This window comes from Brevundimonas sp. SH203, assembly GCF_002157625.1.
GTDB lineage: Bacteria > Pseudomonadota > Alphaproteobacteria > Caulobacterales > Caulobacteraceae > Brevundimonas.
Window position 1 is genome coordinate 702,312 of the sequence record NZ_BDMM01000001.1, and the last position, 15,682, is coordinate 717,993.

Consider the following 15,682-nt stretch of genomic DNA (forward strand, 5'->3'; position numbering starts at 1 on the left):
GGTCAGGACTCCTTGGCGTCCACGATGCGACGGCTTTCCAGATACTCGTCCACCCGCAGAACCTTGCCGTTCTCGACCTTGGCCACGATGCAGACGGGCCGCGGTTCGAACTGCGTTCCATCCTTCAGCGTGGTGTGAATGACGTGCTGCTGGACATAACCGTCTTCGGTGCGCGCACGGCGAATGTCCGTGTACCGAATCTCGTCGGCCTTATCGAAAAAGCCCATGAGGAAGGCCAGAGTCGTCTGACGGTCCTGCTCCTGGCGGTCGTAGCTGTGCCAGACCACGGTCTCGTCGGTGTAGAGGCGATCGACGGCCTCCACATCCCGAGTGGTGATGGCATGGCTCAGAGCCTCGGCGACAAGCAGGGCGTCCATCATCGGTCCTCTATCCATAAATCGGGCGGGATGTGGCATCCACATCCCGCCCTCTGGCTTAGTAGCGGTAGGTCAGTTGCAGCAAGACTTCCCGACCGCGCGCCGTGGTCCCACGCTGCTCGCCGAAGTTACCCGGAACGCTGGCGCCGCCGGTACGATCCGAAGCGAAGGCGACATAGTATTCGTTCGACAGGTTCCGACCGATCAGCGACAGTCTCCAGGCGTCATCCTGAGTGGCGACGCTGGCGCTGGCGTTGTAGCGCCAGAAGGAGTCTTGGACAGCGTAGGGGCTGAACGTGTCGGAGGCGTTGTAGCGCCCCATGTAGGAAGCATCGCCCGTGAAGGTCCACAGCAGGTTCCCCGCCGTCAAATCGTAGGTGAAGCCGGCGTTGCCGCTCCAGTCTGGAGAGCGCGCCGGAGCCCTGCCCTCGTTGTTCTGCTGCAGCGCCAACGTCGTGGTGTTGGCGAACTCGCAGTTCGGCGGAGGCGTGGCCGTGGCCCGCGTCGAACCTGCCGGGAAGGCGTAAGCGTAGCACTGACCGACATAGTTGGAGAACCGGTTGCGCACATAGGTCACGGCTGCCCGCAGGGTCAGGGCGTCCGTGGCTTTCAGCGAGGCGTCGAACTCGACGCCGCGTTGCTTCAGGGCCCCGGCGTTGCCGACGATGAAGGTGGTGCGGGCTGGATCGTAGGCGTTCACCTGCAGGTCTTCGAAATCATAGGCGAAGGCTGCGGACGTGACCCGCAGACGCCGGTCGAGAAGATCGGCCTTGGCCCCGGCCTCGAAGCCCGACACGGATTCCGAGCCGAAATCGATGTCGCTGATCCGCGTCGTCGTATTGGGCAAGGCCGCCTGATAGCCGCCCGATTTGAACCCGGTCTTGTAGGCCAGGTAGTAGGTCATGTCGCGGTTCGGACGCCACGTCAGGGTCGCCTCCGGCGACCAGTTCGTTTCCGCCACCTTGCCGGTCAGTTGGCCGGGAACGGTCTCGCCCGGGAACAGCATGTTGGAGACGTTGAAGGCGCCGACGCCATAGAGAACGCGCGTGCGATCCTTCTTGGTCTCGTCGGTGTAGCGAGCGCCCGCGGCAAGCTCGACCGTGGGGCTGATGTTCCAGATGGCCTGGCCGAAGATCGAATAGGTCCGCCCCTGGATATCCGTGGTGACATCGACCGAGTCGAAACGCCCCGTCGCCGGATTGTAGGCGTTGTCGGTCAGTTTGACGTCGGCGTGATAGGCGCGATCCGTATCCTGGTAATAGACGCCGCCAGCGAAGTTCAGGGGACCGTCCAGGCTGGTCGAGAAGCGGATTTCCTGACTGAACTCGCGGATCGCATCCGTTTCGGCGGAATAGAGTTGCGAATAAACGGTGTGATCCAGCCCGTACTGCGACCAGACATCGGCGTGGTTATAGCCCGTCAAGGCTGTGATGGTGAACTTGTCGTAGTCGAACACCAGTCGCCCGGAGACCGAGGTGAAGTCGAGCCGACCGAACGACGATCCCGTGCCGTCCGTCAGAGGAATGCCCGCCCCGATCGTCGGGCTGGTGTCGCCGGTGCTGGTGTGATTGTCCGCGCGGCATTCGCCGAAGGGATCGGCGACCCCATACATCCGCGGCGTCGGACCGACGCAGGGGCCGATGTTTTGCGACGCCGCGCCGGGTCCGTCGTCCCGATAGCGCGAATGGAAGACCTTCAGGGTTCCGGTGATGTTGTCGGTCGGCCGATACTGCAGCGTCAAACGGCCGAGCAGTTCGTCGCTGCCGACACGACTGTTGGCCGCGCCGGGCAGTTGCGCGGCGCCCGCCGGCATGGTGTTCGGATTATAGAATGGGTTCGCGATGGGTCGGGCGTCGTTGTACATCCAGCCCTTGAGGTCTCGACTGCGCAGCGCGACCCTGAAGCCGAGCTTATCCGTGATCGGGCCGGACACGGTGGCGTCCAGGAACCTTTCGTCACCCTCGAATTCGTAGGCGGTGCTCAGCATCACCTTCAGGTCATCGGTCGGCCCCGCGCTGGTGACCGATATGACGCCGGCCGGGCTGTTCTTTCCAAAGAAGAGCGCCTGCGGGCCGCGCATCACGTCCACTTGCTGAACGTCGAAGAAGCCGACGCCGGCGATCCGGCCATTGCTGGTTTGCACGCCGTCCAAGGCGACGGAAACCGCCTGCTCGAAACCGGCGACATTGGCCGGCGAGCTGATGCCGCGCATTCCGATGGACCCGCCGCCGGTCTGCTTGGTCGAACTGATGATCACCGACGGCGTGATCTCCGCGATCTTGGTCAGATCGGTGGCGACGCTTCGGGTCAGGGTTTCCGGCGAGATGGAGTTGACCGCCACGGGAACGCTTATCAGCGTTTCTCCACGGCTGCGCGCCACGACGACGATCTCATCGACCTCGGTGGCCTCGCCGGCGTTTGGCGTCTGCTGCGCCTGGGCGGCGGCCGCGAAAGGCAGGAAGACGGCGAATGCTGAAACACCACCGAACAAACAACGCTTGAACCGAGTTGAAGAACGCATGTGTATCCCTCCCTTGGATAGACGCCCCTGGGCGCTTGGCTCGCCTCGACTTTGCGCGAGGCTTTGAACCGCCTAGCGTTCTCCCACCCTTGCCGATCCTGGTATGTCCCCGCTGTGCGGGACAGCAAGGGTCGCCTTATGCGAACCCTGACTTCCTCCGGGCGCAGCAGGAATCTCGTCGCCACGGGCGGCGTCCGCGCCATGGATTGAGGCGCAAGTCAAACGGGTGTGTGCGAGCCCTGGGCCTGGGCGGCCGGGACGGCCGGGACGGCTTTCAACGGCGTCAGCGGATCGCGAAGCGCTTCCACATCGGGCGAACGTCGATCGAGTATCCACGCCCGCGCCTGAACATAGTCCTTGACCGCGTTGACGCAGTCGATGGCGATCATGCGCCCGTCTCTGAGATAGATGACAGAGAAGGCCCGCTGATCCGGCCGGCCTCGAACCACGACCTGATCGTGCCCCTGCGAGAGCCCGAGGGTCTGAAGCTTCAGATCGTACTGATTGGACCAGAACCAGGGCAAGGCGACGTAGGGTTCGTCGCCTCCCATGATGGTGCGCGCAACCGTCACCGCCTGGTCGCTGGCGTTCTGCACCGATTCAAGCCGCACCAGCCCGCCGTCGGAATAAGCATTGGGATGCCGGGCGCAATCGCCGATGGCGTAAACGCCGTCGAGACTGGTTCGGCACAGGGCGTCGACGAGAACGCCGTCGCTCATCTCGGCGCCCGCCTCCTGCAAAATCTCCACGGCTGGCGCCAGACCGACGCCGACGATAACCGCCTCGGCAGGTAGGACGGTTTGGTCGCCAAGCCGCACGCCACTGACGCGCGCGCCCACGGTCTCGATGCAGACGACGCTCGTCGATAGACGGATATCCACGCCATGGCGGCGATGCTCGGCCTCGAAGAAGCGAGAGAGCGGTTCGGCGGACACTCTCGCGAGCACCCGCTCGCCCGCTTCCAAAAGAACGGGCGGCTTGCCTGACTTGGCCAGAACTGCAGCGGCCTCCAAACCGATGTATCCGCCGCCGATGATCACGACGCGCGGATTGAAGCCGAGAGCTGCGTTCAGTCGATCGACGTCTGCCTTCTCCCGAATGGTGTAAACGCCATCGGCGTCGTGCCCTTGGCAGGTCAGTCGCCGAGGCGTCCCGCCCGCAGCCCATACGAGGGCCCCGAACTCGATGACCTGACCGTCGTCGAGCCGGACATGGCGATCCGTCGACGAAACCTCGACGACGCGGCGCCCCAGCGTCATTCGAATGCTTCGCTCCCGCCAGAAGTCTTCCGGCCTGATCAGGAGACGATCGAACGACTTGTCTCCAGACAGATATTCCTTCGAGAGGGCGGGCCGTTCATAGGGGGCCTCGACCTGGGCGGCTACGATTTCGATGTCGCCCTCGAACCCTTGCTGACGCAGGGCGATCGCCGTCTGGGCGCCGCCGTGTCCCGCCCCGACGATCAGAACGTCGCTTCGTCGCATCGCCATGCTCAGCCTTCTGGCGGGATGGTGATCGAAAGCCCGTTCAGGTCTTCCGTGACGAGAAGCTGGCAAGACAGGCGCGAGTTCGGTTGTCGATGGTCACTGCTGTCCAGAAGATCGTCCTCATCGGCCGAGGGCGCCCCGAAGACGCCTAGATGCTCCTGATCGACATAGACATGACAGGTCGCGCACGAGCAGTTGCCGCCGCACAGAGCCAGGATTTCATCGAATCCCGCGCTCCTGAGCGCCTCCATGAGGGACGTTCCCGATGCGGGATGGATCGTGCGCTGCAGGCCGGACTGATCCGTGACGGTTATGGAAGGCATCATTGAACCTGCTGGGATGACGTGGACGGCCCTGAGATCCTGGGCCGCCGAAGCGCCTTTGTCGGACCAATCCTAGCGTTCCCCTGCGGGATGTCGGTCCCAAGATCGGGGGACAGAAGCGCGCGCTTCTTCAGTCACCGCCGTAGGGGACTGGCGCGGCGTTCGGTCCAACCTAGTCTGGACAGGCTTTCCTCCCGGAAACTTCGGCGGGGCCGTTAGGCGTCTTTCCGGCTCCGCCCCTTTCCGCGAACTGGCGAAGGACTTCGACATGGACGCTGCGACAGGGCTCAGGACACCCCCAGAGATCGACATCGATCCCTATGCCGACGACGTGCTGCGATCGCCCGACCGCTTTTACGAGATCCTTCGTGAGGCCGGTCCAGTCGTCCGTCTATCCCGCTATGGCGCCTATGCGGTCGGACGCCATGCGGAAGCCAAGGAAGTGCTTTCGGACTACGCCCGCTTCACCACCACCGGCGGGGTGGGTCTGGCCGACGCCCGCAAGCCCGGTGACGCCCGCGCCCTGAGCGAGCTTCTGGAAGTCGATCCGCCCGACCACGGCCCGGTCCGTTCGGCCGTGCAGCGCATTCTGTCGCCCGTCGTCATCAAGACCTGGCGCGCCGATTTCGAAGCCGCGGCCGACAGACTGGTGCAAACCCTCGTCGGTCGGAACGTCGAGGCCATGTCCGACCTGGCCGAAGCGTTCGTCTTCGAAGTCTTCCCCAAGGCGCTTGGCATCCGGTTCGAGCCCGAGGCGATCCGCGCGATCGGGCTGATGATGTTCAACCAGTCCGGCCCCAAGAATGCACTCTGGCACGCCGCTGTCGCGGGCGGCACGCCCTATCTTGAGTGGCTGACGGACACCTGTCGCAGAGAGAATGTCGTTCCCGGCACGGTCTCGGAACAGTTGTTCATCGCCGAGGAAGAGGGGCGTCTGCGCCAGGGCGTCGCCGCCAACATCGTTCGCGCCTTCGTTCGCGGAGGCACCGACTCGACGATCGCGGGCATCGGCGCCCTTCTGAAGAATCTCTCGGAGCAGCCGGATGTCTGGCGTCGGCTCAAGGAGGAACCGACGAAGCTCAAGATCGCGCTGGACGAAGCGATCCGGCTGGAATCGCCGTTTCACGTCACCTTCCGAACAACCTTGGAGCCGACCGAACTGGCCGGGTACGCCCTCGACGGCGACACCAAGATCGGCGTCTTCCTTGGCGCTGCGGGCCGGGACCCCAGAGCCTGGGAGGCTCCGGACATCTTCGATATCGACCGCCGCGTCGCCGGAAGTCATGTCTCCTTCGGCGCCGCGGACCACAATTGCATCGGTCAGATGCTTGCTCGCCTGGAGTCGGAAACCCTCATGGGCGCGCTCCTTCGTCATTGTGACACGATCACGCCGGCGGGGCCCGTCGCCTACCGCACCATCAACCAGATGCGGATGATCGAAACCCTGCCGCTGCGCTTGGGCTGACGCCGATGCTGAAGATGTCGCTCGCCATTCGCCGCCGAGCCGACCTGACGCATCGCGAGTTTCTGGACTACTGGCATGACGTGCATGCCCCGCTCGTCGTCCGACTGGCGGCCGATATCCGTTTACTGCGCTATGTGCAGCTCCATGGGGAAGACGGCGAACTCGCGCGTCAGTACGTCGCCTACAGGGGCGTGGACGGAATGCACGACGGCGTGGCGCAGCTTTGGTGCAAGAGTGAGGCGGATCGGCTGGCCGCCTCGGCCACGTCGGAGGGCATGGAGGCCGCTCGCCTTCTGCGCGAGGATGAACAGCAGTTCTGCGACCTTGCTCGTTCGACGGTCTGCTTCGGCCATGAGAGACCAATTCTCGGCCAAATGACTTCGTGATGCGGTCGTCTCCAACATGCCGCGTGCAGCTTAAAGTGGACACCTGAAGCGCTGGAAAGGTCGAGCTTTTCCACCCGCCCTACCACCTTAAGACTGCCGGACCGTTTAAAACTACACCGACCGATAGAACCTACGGGGCCGCCTTTATTCCCACTCGATCGTGCCCGGCGGCTTCGACGTCACGTCATAGACCACGCGGTTCACACCGCGCACTTCGTTGATGATGCGGGTGGCGGTCTTGGCCAGGATGTCCCAGGGGAATTGGTAGAAGTCGGCGGTCATGCCGTCGGTGGAGGTGACGGCGCGCAGGGCCAGGACTTTTTCGTAAGTGCGGGCGTCGCCCATGACGCCGACGGTCTTGACCGGCAGCAGGACGGCGAAGGCCTGCCAGATGTCGTCATAGAGCCCGGCCTTGCGGATTTCGTCCAGATAGATGGCGTCGGCGTCCTGGAGCGTGGCCACGGCGTCGGGGGTGATCTCGCCGGGGATGCGGATGGCCAGGCCCGGACCGGGGAACGGATGGCGGCCCACGAAGGCGTCGGTCAGGCCCAGTTCGCGGCCCAGGGCGCGCACCTCGTCCTTGAACAGTTCGCGCAAAGGCTCGACCAGTTTCAGCTTCATATAGTCGGGCAGGCCGCCGACATTGTGGTGGCTCTTGATGACGTGGGCCTTGCCGCTGGACGAGGAGACGCTCTCGATCACATCGGGATAGAGGGTGCCTTGAGCCAGGAATTCGGCGCCTTCGATCTTGGCGGACTCGCGGTCGAAAATCTCGATGAAGACACGGCCGATGATCTTGCGCTTGGTTTCCGGGTCCGACTGACCGGCCAGTTCGCCCAGAAATTCCTTCGACGCATCAACATGCACCAGCGGGATATTATAGTGTTCCCTGAACAGGGTCGTGACCTGTTTCGCCTCGTCCTTACGCAGCAATCCGGTGTCGACGAAGACGCAGGTCAGTTGGTCCCCGATGGCTTCGTGGATCAGGACCGCCGCGACCGAGGAATCCACGCCGCCAGACAGGCCGCAGATCACCTTGGCGTCGCCGACCTGTTCGCGGATCTGGGCGATCTTCTCGTCGCGATAGGCGGCCATGGTCCAGTCGCCCTTCAGGCCCGCGATGCCGTGGGTGAAGTTCTTCAGCATCTGGTGGCCGCGCGGGGTGTGCATCACCTCCGGGTGGAACTGCACGCCATAGAAGCGGCGCGTCTCGTCTGCGATCACCGCATAGGGCGAACCGTCGGACGAGGCGACCACGTCGAAGCCCTGCGGGATGGCGACGATCTTGTCGCCGTGGCTCATCCAGACGGTTTCCTCTTCGCCGACCGGGGCCAGACCGGCCAGCAAGGGCGAGGTCTTTTCCACCTTGATCTCGGCGCGGCCGAACTCGCGCGTATGGCCGCCCTCGACCTTGCCGCCCAGTTGCTCGCACATGGTCATCTCGCCGTAGCAGATGCCCAGAACCGGCACGCCCGCCTCGAACACGCCCTGCGGCGCGCGGGGGCTGCCTTCCTCGTGGACGCTCTCGGGACCGCCCGACAGGATGATGGCCGCCGGTTTCATGGCGGCCAGGGCGGCCTCGGCCTTCTGGAACGGATGGATTTCGCAATAGACGCTGGCCTCGCGCAGGCGGCGCGCGATCAGCTGCGTCACCTGACTGCCGAAATCGACGATGAGAACCTTTTGGTGCGGCGTGGTCATGACGTGATCGAATCCGGGGAGCGTTGCGCGGGGTCTTGGCCCTGTAGGGCCGGGATTTCAAGGGCGGCGAGGCCGTCGGCCTCCAGCACGGCGATCAGCCGATCCAGCGCGACGGCCAGATTGCGATCGACGTGGTGCAGGGTGGCGGTCCAGTCCTCCAGCGCCTTCAGCTCGGCCCGGCCGTCCGACACGCCGCGAAGCGCGATCAGAGGCAGGCCGAAGGTCTGGGCGGCGCGGACCAGGGCCCAGGTCTCCATGTCCACCATCTCGGCGTCGATGGCGTCATAGGCGGCGCCGGACACGACGTTTGCGCCGGTCGACAGGCGCGCGACCGGCGCGCCGGGAATGGGGCATGGCAGGGTCAGGACCGCAGGCTGGTCCAGCAGCGGCGTCACCCCTTTCGGAAAGCCCAGCGGGCTGGCGTCCATGTCGCGATAGGCGACCGACGCGGCCTGATAGACGGCGGCGTGTTCCAAGACCCGCGATCCGCACGACCCCAGCGACACGATCAGGTCGGGCAAGTCGCCCGCCGCCTCAAGCCGCGCCAGGGCGGCGGTCAAGGCGACCGCGGCCTCGACCGGGCCGATGCCGGTCATCAGCGGCTGGATGCGGGCGCGCAGGTGATCGCCGTACTCGGCCGGGGCCGCCATGACATAGAGGACCGAGACCTCGCCATGCCGCTCCAGCCGCGCCGCCGTCACGCCGTGCGCTCGTACAGGGCGATGAAGAAGCCGTCAGTGTCGGCCGATGCGGGCGACAGGCGCAGGCGCGCGCCGGACGCCAGTTCGGCGAACTTCGTCCCGGCCGCCTGGGTCAGGAATCCTCTCGCCTCTCCCGCTTCGCCGGGAATGAGCGGAACGGGACGGAACTCGGGGTGGGCGGCCTCGAAGGCGTCCGCGCTGGCCTCGTTCTCGCGCGCCAGCATCGAACAGGTGACATAGGCCAGACGTCCGCCCGGCTTCACCAGCTTGGCCGCCTGGCCCAAGATACGGACCTGCAGACCGTGCAGCTTCTCGACCTCCTCCGCCGTCAGACGCCAGGCGTCCTCGGGGCGGCGACGCCACGTGCCGGAGCCGGAACAGGGCGCATCGACCAGCACCAGATCGGCCTGCCCGTTCAAATCCTCCAGACCGCCGCCGTTCTGGCCGATCAGGACCAGATCCGCCTCGACGCCCGCGCGTTGCAGGCGGGGCCGGATGTTCTCCAGCCGCTTGTTCACGACATCGGACGCGACCAGTTTCCCCTGCCCGCCCATGGCCTGCGCCAGCCCCAGGGTCTTGCCGCCGCCGCCGGCGCAGTAATCCACCACCGTCGCGCCGGGTTCGGCGCCCGCCAGCCAGCAGACAACCTGGCTGCCCTCGTCCTGAATCTCGAACCGGCCGACCTTGAAACCATCCAGCGCCTGGATGTTGGGCGGCGGCTCGCTGGGCAGGCGCAGGCCCCATTCGGACCAGGGCGTGCGCGACGGCTCCAGACCGGCTTCGCGCAGTTCGGCCTCGACCTCTTGCACCGTGGCGACGGCGCCGTTGACGCGCAGGTCGATGGGCGCGCGCGGCGCCATCAGGGCGTGGGCTTCCTCGGCCCAGCGGTCGCCGAAGGTGGCCTTGAAATCCTCGACCACGAACTCGGGCAGGCCCGCCGCGACCCAGCCGGGCAGCTCGCCCTGCCCCGCCGTGATGCGGCTGCGCTCCTGCTTCGACAGCGGGCGCGGACCATAGCCGTCGCCCGAATGCAGGGCCTCGATCTCTTCCAGCGACAGGCCGTCGATGGCGTGCAGCGAGCCGATGACCAGCGCCCGGCCGTCCTCGCGTCCGCCCATGATCCACGACAGGCGGCCGCGCGCGCGCAGCACCTTATAGACGCGGTCGGCGATGGCGCGACGGTCCTTGGACCCGGCGTAGCGATTGGCGCCGCCCCAGGCTTTCAGGACGGCCTCGGCCGGTTGGCGGCCCTGGGCGATGGAGTCCAGGACGGAGGCGGCGGCGGCGAGACGGGCGGCTGGGGTCAAGACAGGCTTTCAGACAAGAAACAGGGACGCCAGCACCATGACCAGCCCCGCAAGCGAGACCACCCAGACCAGCGACCGGACATAGGGAACGCCGAAGGCGTAGAGCGGCACATAGACGACGCGCGCCCAGAAATAGAGCGCCGTCCCCCACACGGTCAGGGGGCCGGCGGCGCCGATCACATGGGCGATCAGCACCGCGCCGATGAACAGCGGCAGGGTCTCGAACAGATTGGCCTGGGCCCGTTCCAGACGGCCGGTCAGCGGGCGGGTCGACGTCGGCGTGACGTCGCGCGCGCCCGCATTCCATTTCGAACCGAACTCGGCCGTCCGCGCGCCCGCGGGCAGGAAGACCTGGACCAGCGCCAGGATCAGCGTCAGGGCCAGATAGGTCAGTTCGGTCGTCATGGCCTTATCCTCAACAGCGTCATCCCAGGCCTTGTGCCTGGGATCCATAAACACGGGCCGCTGACGTCGGGGGACCAACCATCGAACACCGGGAGTATGGATCCTCGCCACAAGGGCGAGGATGACGAACTAAAACATTATCCTTGCCGGTAATTCGGCGCCTCGCGCGTGATCATCACGTCGTGGACATGGCTTTCCCGCAGGCCCGCGCCGGTGATCCGCACGAAGCGGGCGCGTTCCTGGAAGTCGGGGATCGTCGCGCCGCCGACATAGCCCATCGAGGCGCGAAGCCCGCCGACCAGCTGGTGCAGCACCGGCGCAATCGGCCCCTTGTAGGCGGTCTGGCCCTCGATGCCCTCGGGCACCAGCTTCTCGGACGAGACTTCCTTCTGGAAATACCGATCCGCCGATCCGCGCGCCATCGCCCCGACCGAACCCATGCCGCGATAGGATTTGTAGCTGCGGCCCTGGTACAGGAAGACCTCGCCGGGGCTTTCGTCGGTGCCGGCGAACATCGAGCCCATCATGGCCACGTTCGCCCCGGCCGCGATGGCCTTGGCCAGGTCGCCCGAATATTTGATGCCGCCGTCGGCGATGACCGAGGCGCCCGTGCCCCTGGCGGCGCGCGCGGAGTCCATCACCGCCGTCAGCTGCGGCACGCCCACGCCCGCGACGATGCGGGTGGTGCAGATGCTGCCCGGGCCGATGCCGACCTTCACCGCATCGGCGCCCGCGTCGATCAGGGCGCGCGTGGCGTCATAGGTGGCGACATTGCCGGCGATGATCTGCAGCCGGTTGTTCTCGCGCTTGATGCGTTCGACCACCTGGGCGACCGAGGCGGAATGGCCGTGGGCGGTGTCGATCACCACCACGTCGCAACCCGCGTCGGCCAGGGCCATGGCGCGCTCGAACCCGGCGTCCCCGACGGTGGAGGCGGCGCCGACCAGCAGGCGGCCCTGCTCGTCCTTGGCGGCGTTGGGGAAGGCCTGGGCCTTCTCGATGTCCTTCATGGTGATCAGGCCGACGGCCCGATAATCCTCGTCCACCACGATGACCCGCTCGATCTTGCGGGTGCGCAGCAGTTCGCGGGCCTCTTCACGGCTGGCGCCCTCGCGCACCGTGATCAGGTCGCCCGTGGTCATCAGCGAGGCGGCGGTGACGTTCAGGTCGCTCTCGAACCGCATGTCGCGGTGGGTCAGCATCCCGACCAGCTTGCCGGTGTCGGGATCGACGACGGGGAAGCCGGTGATCTTCCTGGCCTCGACGATCTGGCGCACCTCGCCCAGCGTGGTCCGGGGGCCGACCGTGACCGGATTGACCACCATCCCGCTTTCATAGCGTTTGACGGCGCGGACCTGATCGGCCTGCTCCTCGATGGTCATGTTCCGGTGCAGCACGCCCAGGCCGCCGGATTGCGCCATGGCGATCGCCAGACGGCTTTCCGTCACCGTATCCATCGCAGACGACAGCAGCGGGATGTTCAATTTGATGTCGCGCGTCAGCTGGGTCGAGACATCGACCATCGCCGGCATGAACTCGGACGGGCCGGGTTCCAGCAAAACATCGTCGAAGGTTAGTCCTTCGCGTATCTCCATGGGGGAGTCTCCGTTTTGCGGGCCGCGTATAACGGGATGCGGGGGTCGGGGGCAAGGGCTACGCCGACTGATTTTCCGTGTTGTCAGGACCGCACCGCACAACAAGGCCCCCAAGATTTTACCGTCCACCCACCCCATGATGCGACCATCAAAAAAACGCGCTGACCGCGTTGCGGCGGTGGAAGGCATGAGACCGTCGAGCACGGTGCATTCTTGTGTCAGACATGTCGTGACATTTCGATTGCCGCTTAAACAACGAGATCGTCATGACTGCGGCGCGAAAATCGAAGGCGGTTAGAGCGGCCCAAGAAGCTGCCATCCTGGCTGAACTGAAGGCCAGAAAGGATGTGGCCGATGCGACCGGAGCGGAAGCACGCAAGCGTAGCCGCTTAGCTGAAATCGAAACAAAGCTCGCTTGGCCTATCGTGCTCAAAGACTTCTTTTTCAGGATGGGCTTTGCTGCGTTTCTAGCAACCGTCTTATCTTCCTTCAAAAGGTGACGCTCCTTATCGCCGCGATAGATTTTATTGCTTTGCAACCGTCGCGGCCCCTCACCATTCTGATCGCATGGTCGGCATGATCCTCAGCACCGCGCGAAAACTGGCGATGAAGATCGCCAGCTACGGGCTGATGCACCTGGTGGTGGCCATATTGACGGCCTTCGTCATCACCCGCGATTGGCGCGTCGCCCTGGCGGTCGGGGTGGTCGAGCCGATCTTCCAGACGCTGGCCTATTCCATCCACGACCGCGTCTGGCACCGCATCGAACGCCGTCGCATGGCGTCGGGGCTGGAAGAGGCGACCGAGGCCGTCGCCGCCCGCCTGGACGTCATGTCGCCGCAGGAACAGGCCCGCGTCCACGATCACGCCGCCCACAGCCACGCCCTGCCCCGTTCGTTCCGACAAATCGCGATGAAGACCCTGACCTATGGCGTCATGCACTTCACCGTCGCCGTCTCGGTCGCCTTCGCCCTGACGCACGACATCCGCACGGCCCTGGCCATCGGCATGATCGAGCCTCTGGTGCAGACGGTCTTCTTCACCCTGCACGACCGCATCTGGACGCGGATCGAGGCCCGCCGGGCCCTGATCGCTGCGGCCTAAATCTTCCAGTCGATCTCGGCGCCATGCGGCTGACAGATCGCCAGGCGTTGCGTCTCGCCGCCGGGCCAGACGGTCAGATCGAGCGTCGGCCGCCGGTCCACAGTGTCCGACATGGCCTCGAAACTCAGCCAGGCCAGAGGCGCGTCTTCGGTCGCCCTTGCGCCCGTCGCGGCGAGGCGGGCGCGAATACGGGCCTGCCCCTCGGGCGAGAAATACTGATAGGCGATGGTGTGCATCACGACGCGACAGACGCCCGTCTCGGGCGCCGTCGACAAATTCGCCTCCAGCCAGTCGGCGGCGTCGGCCTGGTCGATAGGCGGTGGATCGGCGGCCGCCAGATCCAGCGCCGCCTCCAGCCGCGCCAGCCGCTCGCGCTGATCCGCCCAGACATAGGCGGCCAGTCGCGCACGGGTCGCCGGGTCGCGCACGTCCAGCGGATTGCGATCCACGCCGGCTCTCCGCGCGATCTCGACATCGCCCCTGGGCGGCGAGACGCCGGTCCAGGTCGGCGTCAACCGCACGGGCGACCCGACCATCCCCGCCTCGATCTCCCCCAGACGATAAGAATAACGATCCAGCACGGTGTTCAGCCCCGCGCTGGCGCCCAGTTCATACAGCGCGAACGGCAGGCCGAACCGATCGGCCAGCACCAGGAGGCCCGCCATCAGGGCGGCCGACCGGCCCACCTCATTGGTCTGCGGCGGGCCATCCAGCCAGGGCGACAGAAACGCGGCCTGCTCGACCAAGACCCGCCCGACCATCGACCACACCGCCTCGTCATCGGGCGCCGTCGCCGGAGGATAAATTGCCGACAGCGCCTTGTCTCGTCCCGACCGCGCCAGGGCGTGCAACCCGCCCATAAGCCGCAGCGGCAGGGCGTCCCCCTGATGCGAAGCCACGCCGGTCCAGCCCAGCACCCGCCGCCCGACCTCGCCTTCGGCCGTCAACCGCTCTCCGATCAGCCGACAGACCCGTCCGGTGAACGGCGCCCCCGCAGCGGTGCAGATCACCGCCTGATCCGCGAACGCCTGTCGGACGGCGGCCTCGGTCATCGCTTGTTCAGCGCCACCAGAAACACCTCGGCGCTGTCCTTCCGGCTGGACGCCGGCTTGACGTATTTCACCGTCTCGAACTCCTCGCGCAGCCGCGCCAGAACCCCGCCGGCGTCCCCGCCCTGGAAGTTCTTGGACACGAAGCTGCCGCCGGGCCGCAGGGTGCGGATGGCGAAGTCGGCGGCGATCTCGATCAGGGCGATGATCTTCAGATGGTCCGTCTGGCGGTGGCCCACGGTGTTGTGCGCCATGTCCGACAGCACCAGGTCAGGCGGCCCGCCGATGGCCTCCAGCAGTTGCTGGTCCACGCCCGGATGAGTGAAGTCGGCCTGGATTATCGTGGCGCCCGGCACCGGCTCGATCATCAGCAGGTCCACGCCCGCCACCGCCGCCGCCCCGCGATCCACCGCAACCTGCAGCCAGCCGCCCGGCGCGGCGCCTAGGTCGATCACCCGCGACCCGCGCTTGATCAGACGGAACCTGTCGTCGATCTCGATCAGCTTGAAGGCCGCGCGCGAGCGCCAGCCCTCGGCCCGCGCCTTCTCGGACCATTTGTCCGACAACTGGCGCTTGATCCACTGCTGGCTCGACATCGACTTGGTGTCGGCCGTCTTCATCTTCGTGCCCATGCCGCGTCCGGCGGCGGTCCCGCCGGTGGGGGGACGCACCATGCGGCGGCGTTCGGGGGGCTTTTCGTCCTCGTTCATCGTTCCCACATAGCCCCGACCGGCGTTGCGGGCTATGTCCCGCCTCAAATCAACCCAAAGAGGACGACCGACATGGCCGACACCCTGACCTTCACCCTGGACACCGGCGACGGCGAAGCCCGCGACGTGGTCATCAAGCTGCGCCCCGATCTGGCCCCCGGCCATGTCGAACGCATCACCGAACTGGCCCAGGAAGGCTTCTACGACGGCGTGGTCTTCCACCGCGTAATTCCGGGCTTCATGGCCCAGGGCGGCGATCCGACCGGCACCGGCACCTCGGGCTCCAAGAAGCCGAACCTGAAGCAGGAGTTCTCGGCCGAGCCGCACGTGCGCGGCGTCTGCTCCATGGCCCGCACCTCGGACCCCAACAGCGCCAATTCGCAGTTCTTCATCTGCTTCGACGACGCCACCTTCCTGGATCGCCAGTACACCGTCTGGGGCCAGGTCGAATCGGGCATGGAACACGTCGACGCCCTGCCCAAGGGCGAGCCGCCGCGCAGCCCCGGCAAGATCGTCAAGGCGACGGTCAACTAGGAACACAATCTTGACGT

The 15,682-nt window shown here is 65.9% G+C and carries 16 protein-coding genes; 5 read left to right on the forward strand and 11 right to left on the reverse strand.

Annotated features, from left to right (window positions below):
- Window positions 1-2: 2 nt before the first annotated feature.
- From SH203_RS03510 to SH203_RS03525, 4 genes are all read right to left on the reverse strand, one after another.
- Window positions 3-377: a nuclear transport factor 2 family protein gene (locus SH203_RS03510; RefSeq protein WP_159457530.1), complete on the reverse strand. Its 375-nt coding sequence runs from the start codon at window positions 375-377 to the stop codon at window positions 3-5.
- Window positions 378-435: 58 nt separating this feature from the next.
- The gene (locus SH203_RS03515) at window positions 436-2,898 is read right to left on the reverse strand and encodes a TonB-dependent receptor (protein WP_087119443.1); all 2,463 of its coding nucleotides are present in this window, start codon (window positions 2,896-2,898) and stop codon (window positions 436-438) included.
- Between the two features lie 218 nt (window positions 2,899-3,116).
- Complete coding sequence (locus SH203_RS03520) at window positions 3,117-4,388, reverse strand: NAD(P)/FAD-dependent oxidoreductase (protein ID WP_234989359.1); 1,272 nt, start codon at window positions 4,386-4,388, stop codon at window positions 3,117-3,119.
- 2 nt (window positions 4,389-4,390) lie between these two features.
- Window positions 4,391-4,711, reverse strand: coding sequence for a 2Fe-2S iron-sulfur cluster-binding protein (locus tag SH203_RS03525; RefSeq protein ID WP_307190373.1), 321 nt, complete (start codon window positions 4,709-4,711; stop codon window positions 4,391-4,393).
- A 265-nt stretch (window positions 4,712-4,976) separates the two neighbouring features.
- Here SH203_RS03525 and SH203_RS03530 point away from each other — a divergent pair, with 265 nt between their 5' ends.
- Window positions 4,977-6,173: a cytochrome P450 gene (locus tag SH203_RS03530; protein ID WP_087119444.1), complete on the forward strand. Its 1,197-nt coding sequence runs from the start codon at window positions 4,977-4,979 to the stop codon at window positions 6,171-6,173.
- A gap of 5 nt (window positions 6,174-6,178) precedes the next feature.
- Window positions 6,179-6,559, forward strand: coding sequence for an EthD domain-containing protein (locus SH203_RS03535; RefSeq protein WP_087119445.1), 381 nt, complete (start codon window positions 6,179-6,181; stop codon window positions 6,557-6,559).
- 144 nt (window positions 6,560-6,703) lie between these two features.
- Here the strand turns inward: SH203_RS03535 and guaA are convergent, their stop codons facing one another.
- The 5 genes from guaA to guaB all read right to left on the reverse strand — a co-directional run bounded on the left by guaA (window position 6,704) and on the right by guaB (window position 12,268).
- Window positions 6,704-8,260 (reverse strand): glutamine-hydrolyzing GMP synthase, encoded by a 1,557-nt coding sequence (guaA, locus tag SH203_RS03540; RefSeq protein WP_087119446.1) that lies wholly within the window; start codon window positions 8,258-8,260, stop codon window positions 6,704-6,706.
- Window positions 8,257-8,961 carry a 5'-methylthioadenosine/S-adenosylhomocysteine nucleosidase gene (locus SH203_RS03545; RefSeq protein WP_234989361.1) on the reverse strand — a complete coding sequence of 235 codons (705 nt, stop codon included), beginning with the start codon at window positions 8,959-8,961 and terminating at the stop codon, window positions 8,257-8,259. Before SH203_RS03545 ends, guaA begins: the two co-directional genes overlap by 4 nt.
- Window positions 8,958-10,268, reverse strand: coding sequence for an RsmB/NOP family class I SAM-dependent RNA methyltransferase (locus SH203_RS03550; RefSeq protein ID WP_087119447.1), 1,311 nt, complete (start codon window positions 10,266-10,268; stop codon window positions 8,958-8,960). The genes SH203_RS03545 and SH203_RS03550 overlap by 4 nt, the downstream gene beginning before the upstream one ends.
- A gap of 9 nt (window positions 10,269-10,277) precedes the next feature.
- Window positions 10,278-10,673: an MAPEG family protein gene (locus SH203_RS03555; RefSeq protein ID WP_087119568.1), complete on the reverse strand. Its 396-nt coding sequence runs from the start codon at window positions 10,671-10,673 to the stop codon at window positions 10,278-10,280.
- 137 nt (window positions 10,674-10,810) lie between these two features.
- Window positions 10,811-12,268: an IMP dehydrogenase gene (guaB, locus tag SH203_RS03560; protein WP_087119448.1), complete on the reverse strand. Its 1,458-nt coding sequence runs from the start codon at window positions 12,266-12,268 to the stop codon at window positions 10,811-10,813.
- 266 nt (window positions 12,269-12,534) lie between these two features.
- Between guaB and SH203_RS15235 the strand changes: the two genes are divergently transcribed.
- Together SH203_RS15235 and SH203_RS03565 are read left to right on the forward strand one after the other, a co-directional pair.
- A complete protein-coding gene (locus SH203_RS15235; RefSeq protein ID WP_143275673.1) occupies window positions 12,535-12,768 on the forward strand; it encodes a hypothetical protein in 234 nt (77 codons plus the stop codon).
- Between the two features lie 76 nt (window positions 12,769-12,844).
- Complete coding sequence (locus SH203_RS03565) at window positions 12,845-13,372, forward strand: DUF2061 domain-containing protein (protein ID WP_234989362.1); 528 nt, start codon at window positions 12,845-12,847, stop codon at window positions 13,370-13,372.
- Here the strand turns inward: SH203_RS03565 and SH203_RS03570 are convergent.
- Window positions 13,369-14,424, reverse strand: coding sequence for a DUF2332 domain-containing protein (locus tag SH203_RS03570; protein ID WP_087119450.1), 1,056 nt, complete (start codon window positions 14,422-14,424; stop codon window positions 13,369-13,371). The two genes, SH203_RS03565 and SH203_RS03570, sit on opposite strands and share 4 nt — an antisense overlap.
- The gene (locus SH203_RS03575; RefSeq protein WP_087119451.1) at window positions 14,421-15,131 is read right to left on the reverse strand and encodes an RlmE family RNA methyltransferase; all 711 of its coding nucleotides are present in this window, start codon (window positions 15,129-15,131) and stop codon (window positions 14,421-14,423) included. The genes SH203_RS03570 and SH203_RS03575 overlap by 4 nt, the downstream gene beginning before the upstream one ends.
- Window positions 15,132-15,203: 72 nt before the next feature.
- On the opposite strand from SH203_RS03575, the gene SH203_RS03580 reads away from it, so the two are divergent.
- A complete protein-coding gene (locus tag SH203_RS03580; protein WP_087119452.1) occupies window positions 15,204-15,665 on the forward strand; it encodes a peptidylprolyl isomerase in 462 nt (153 codons plus the stop codon).
- The last annotated feature ends 17 nt before the right edge of the window (window positions 15,666-15,682 follow it).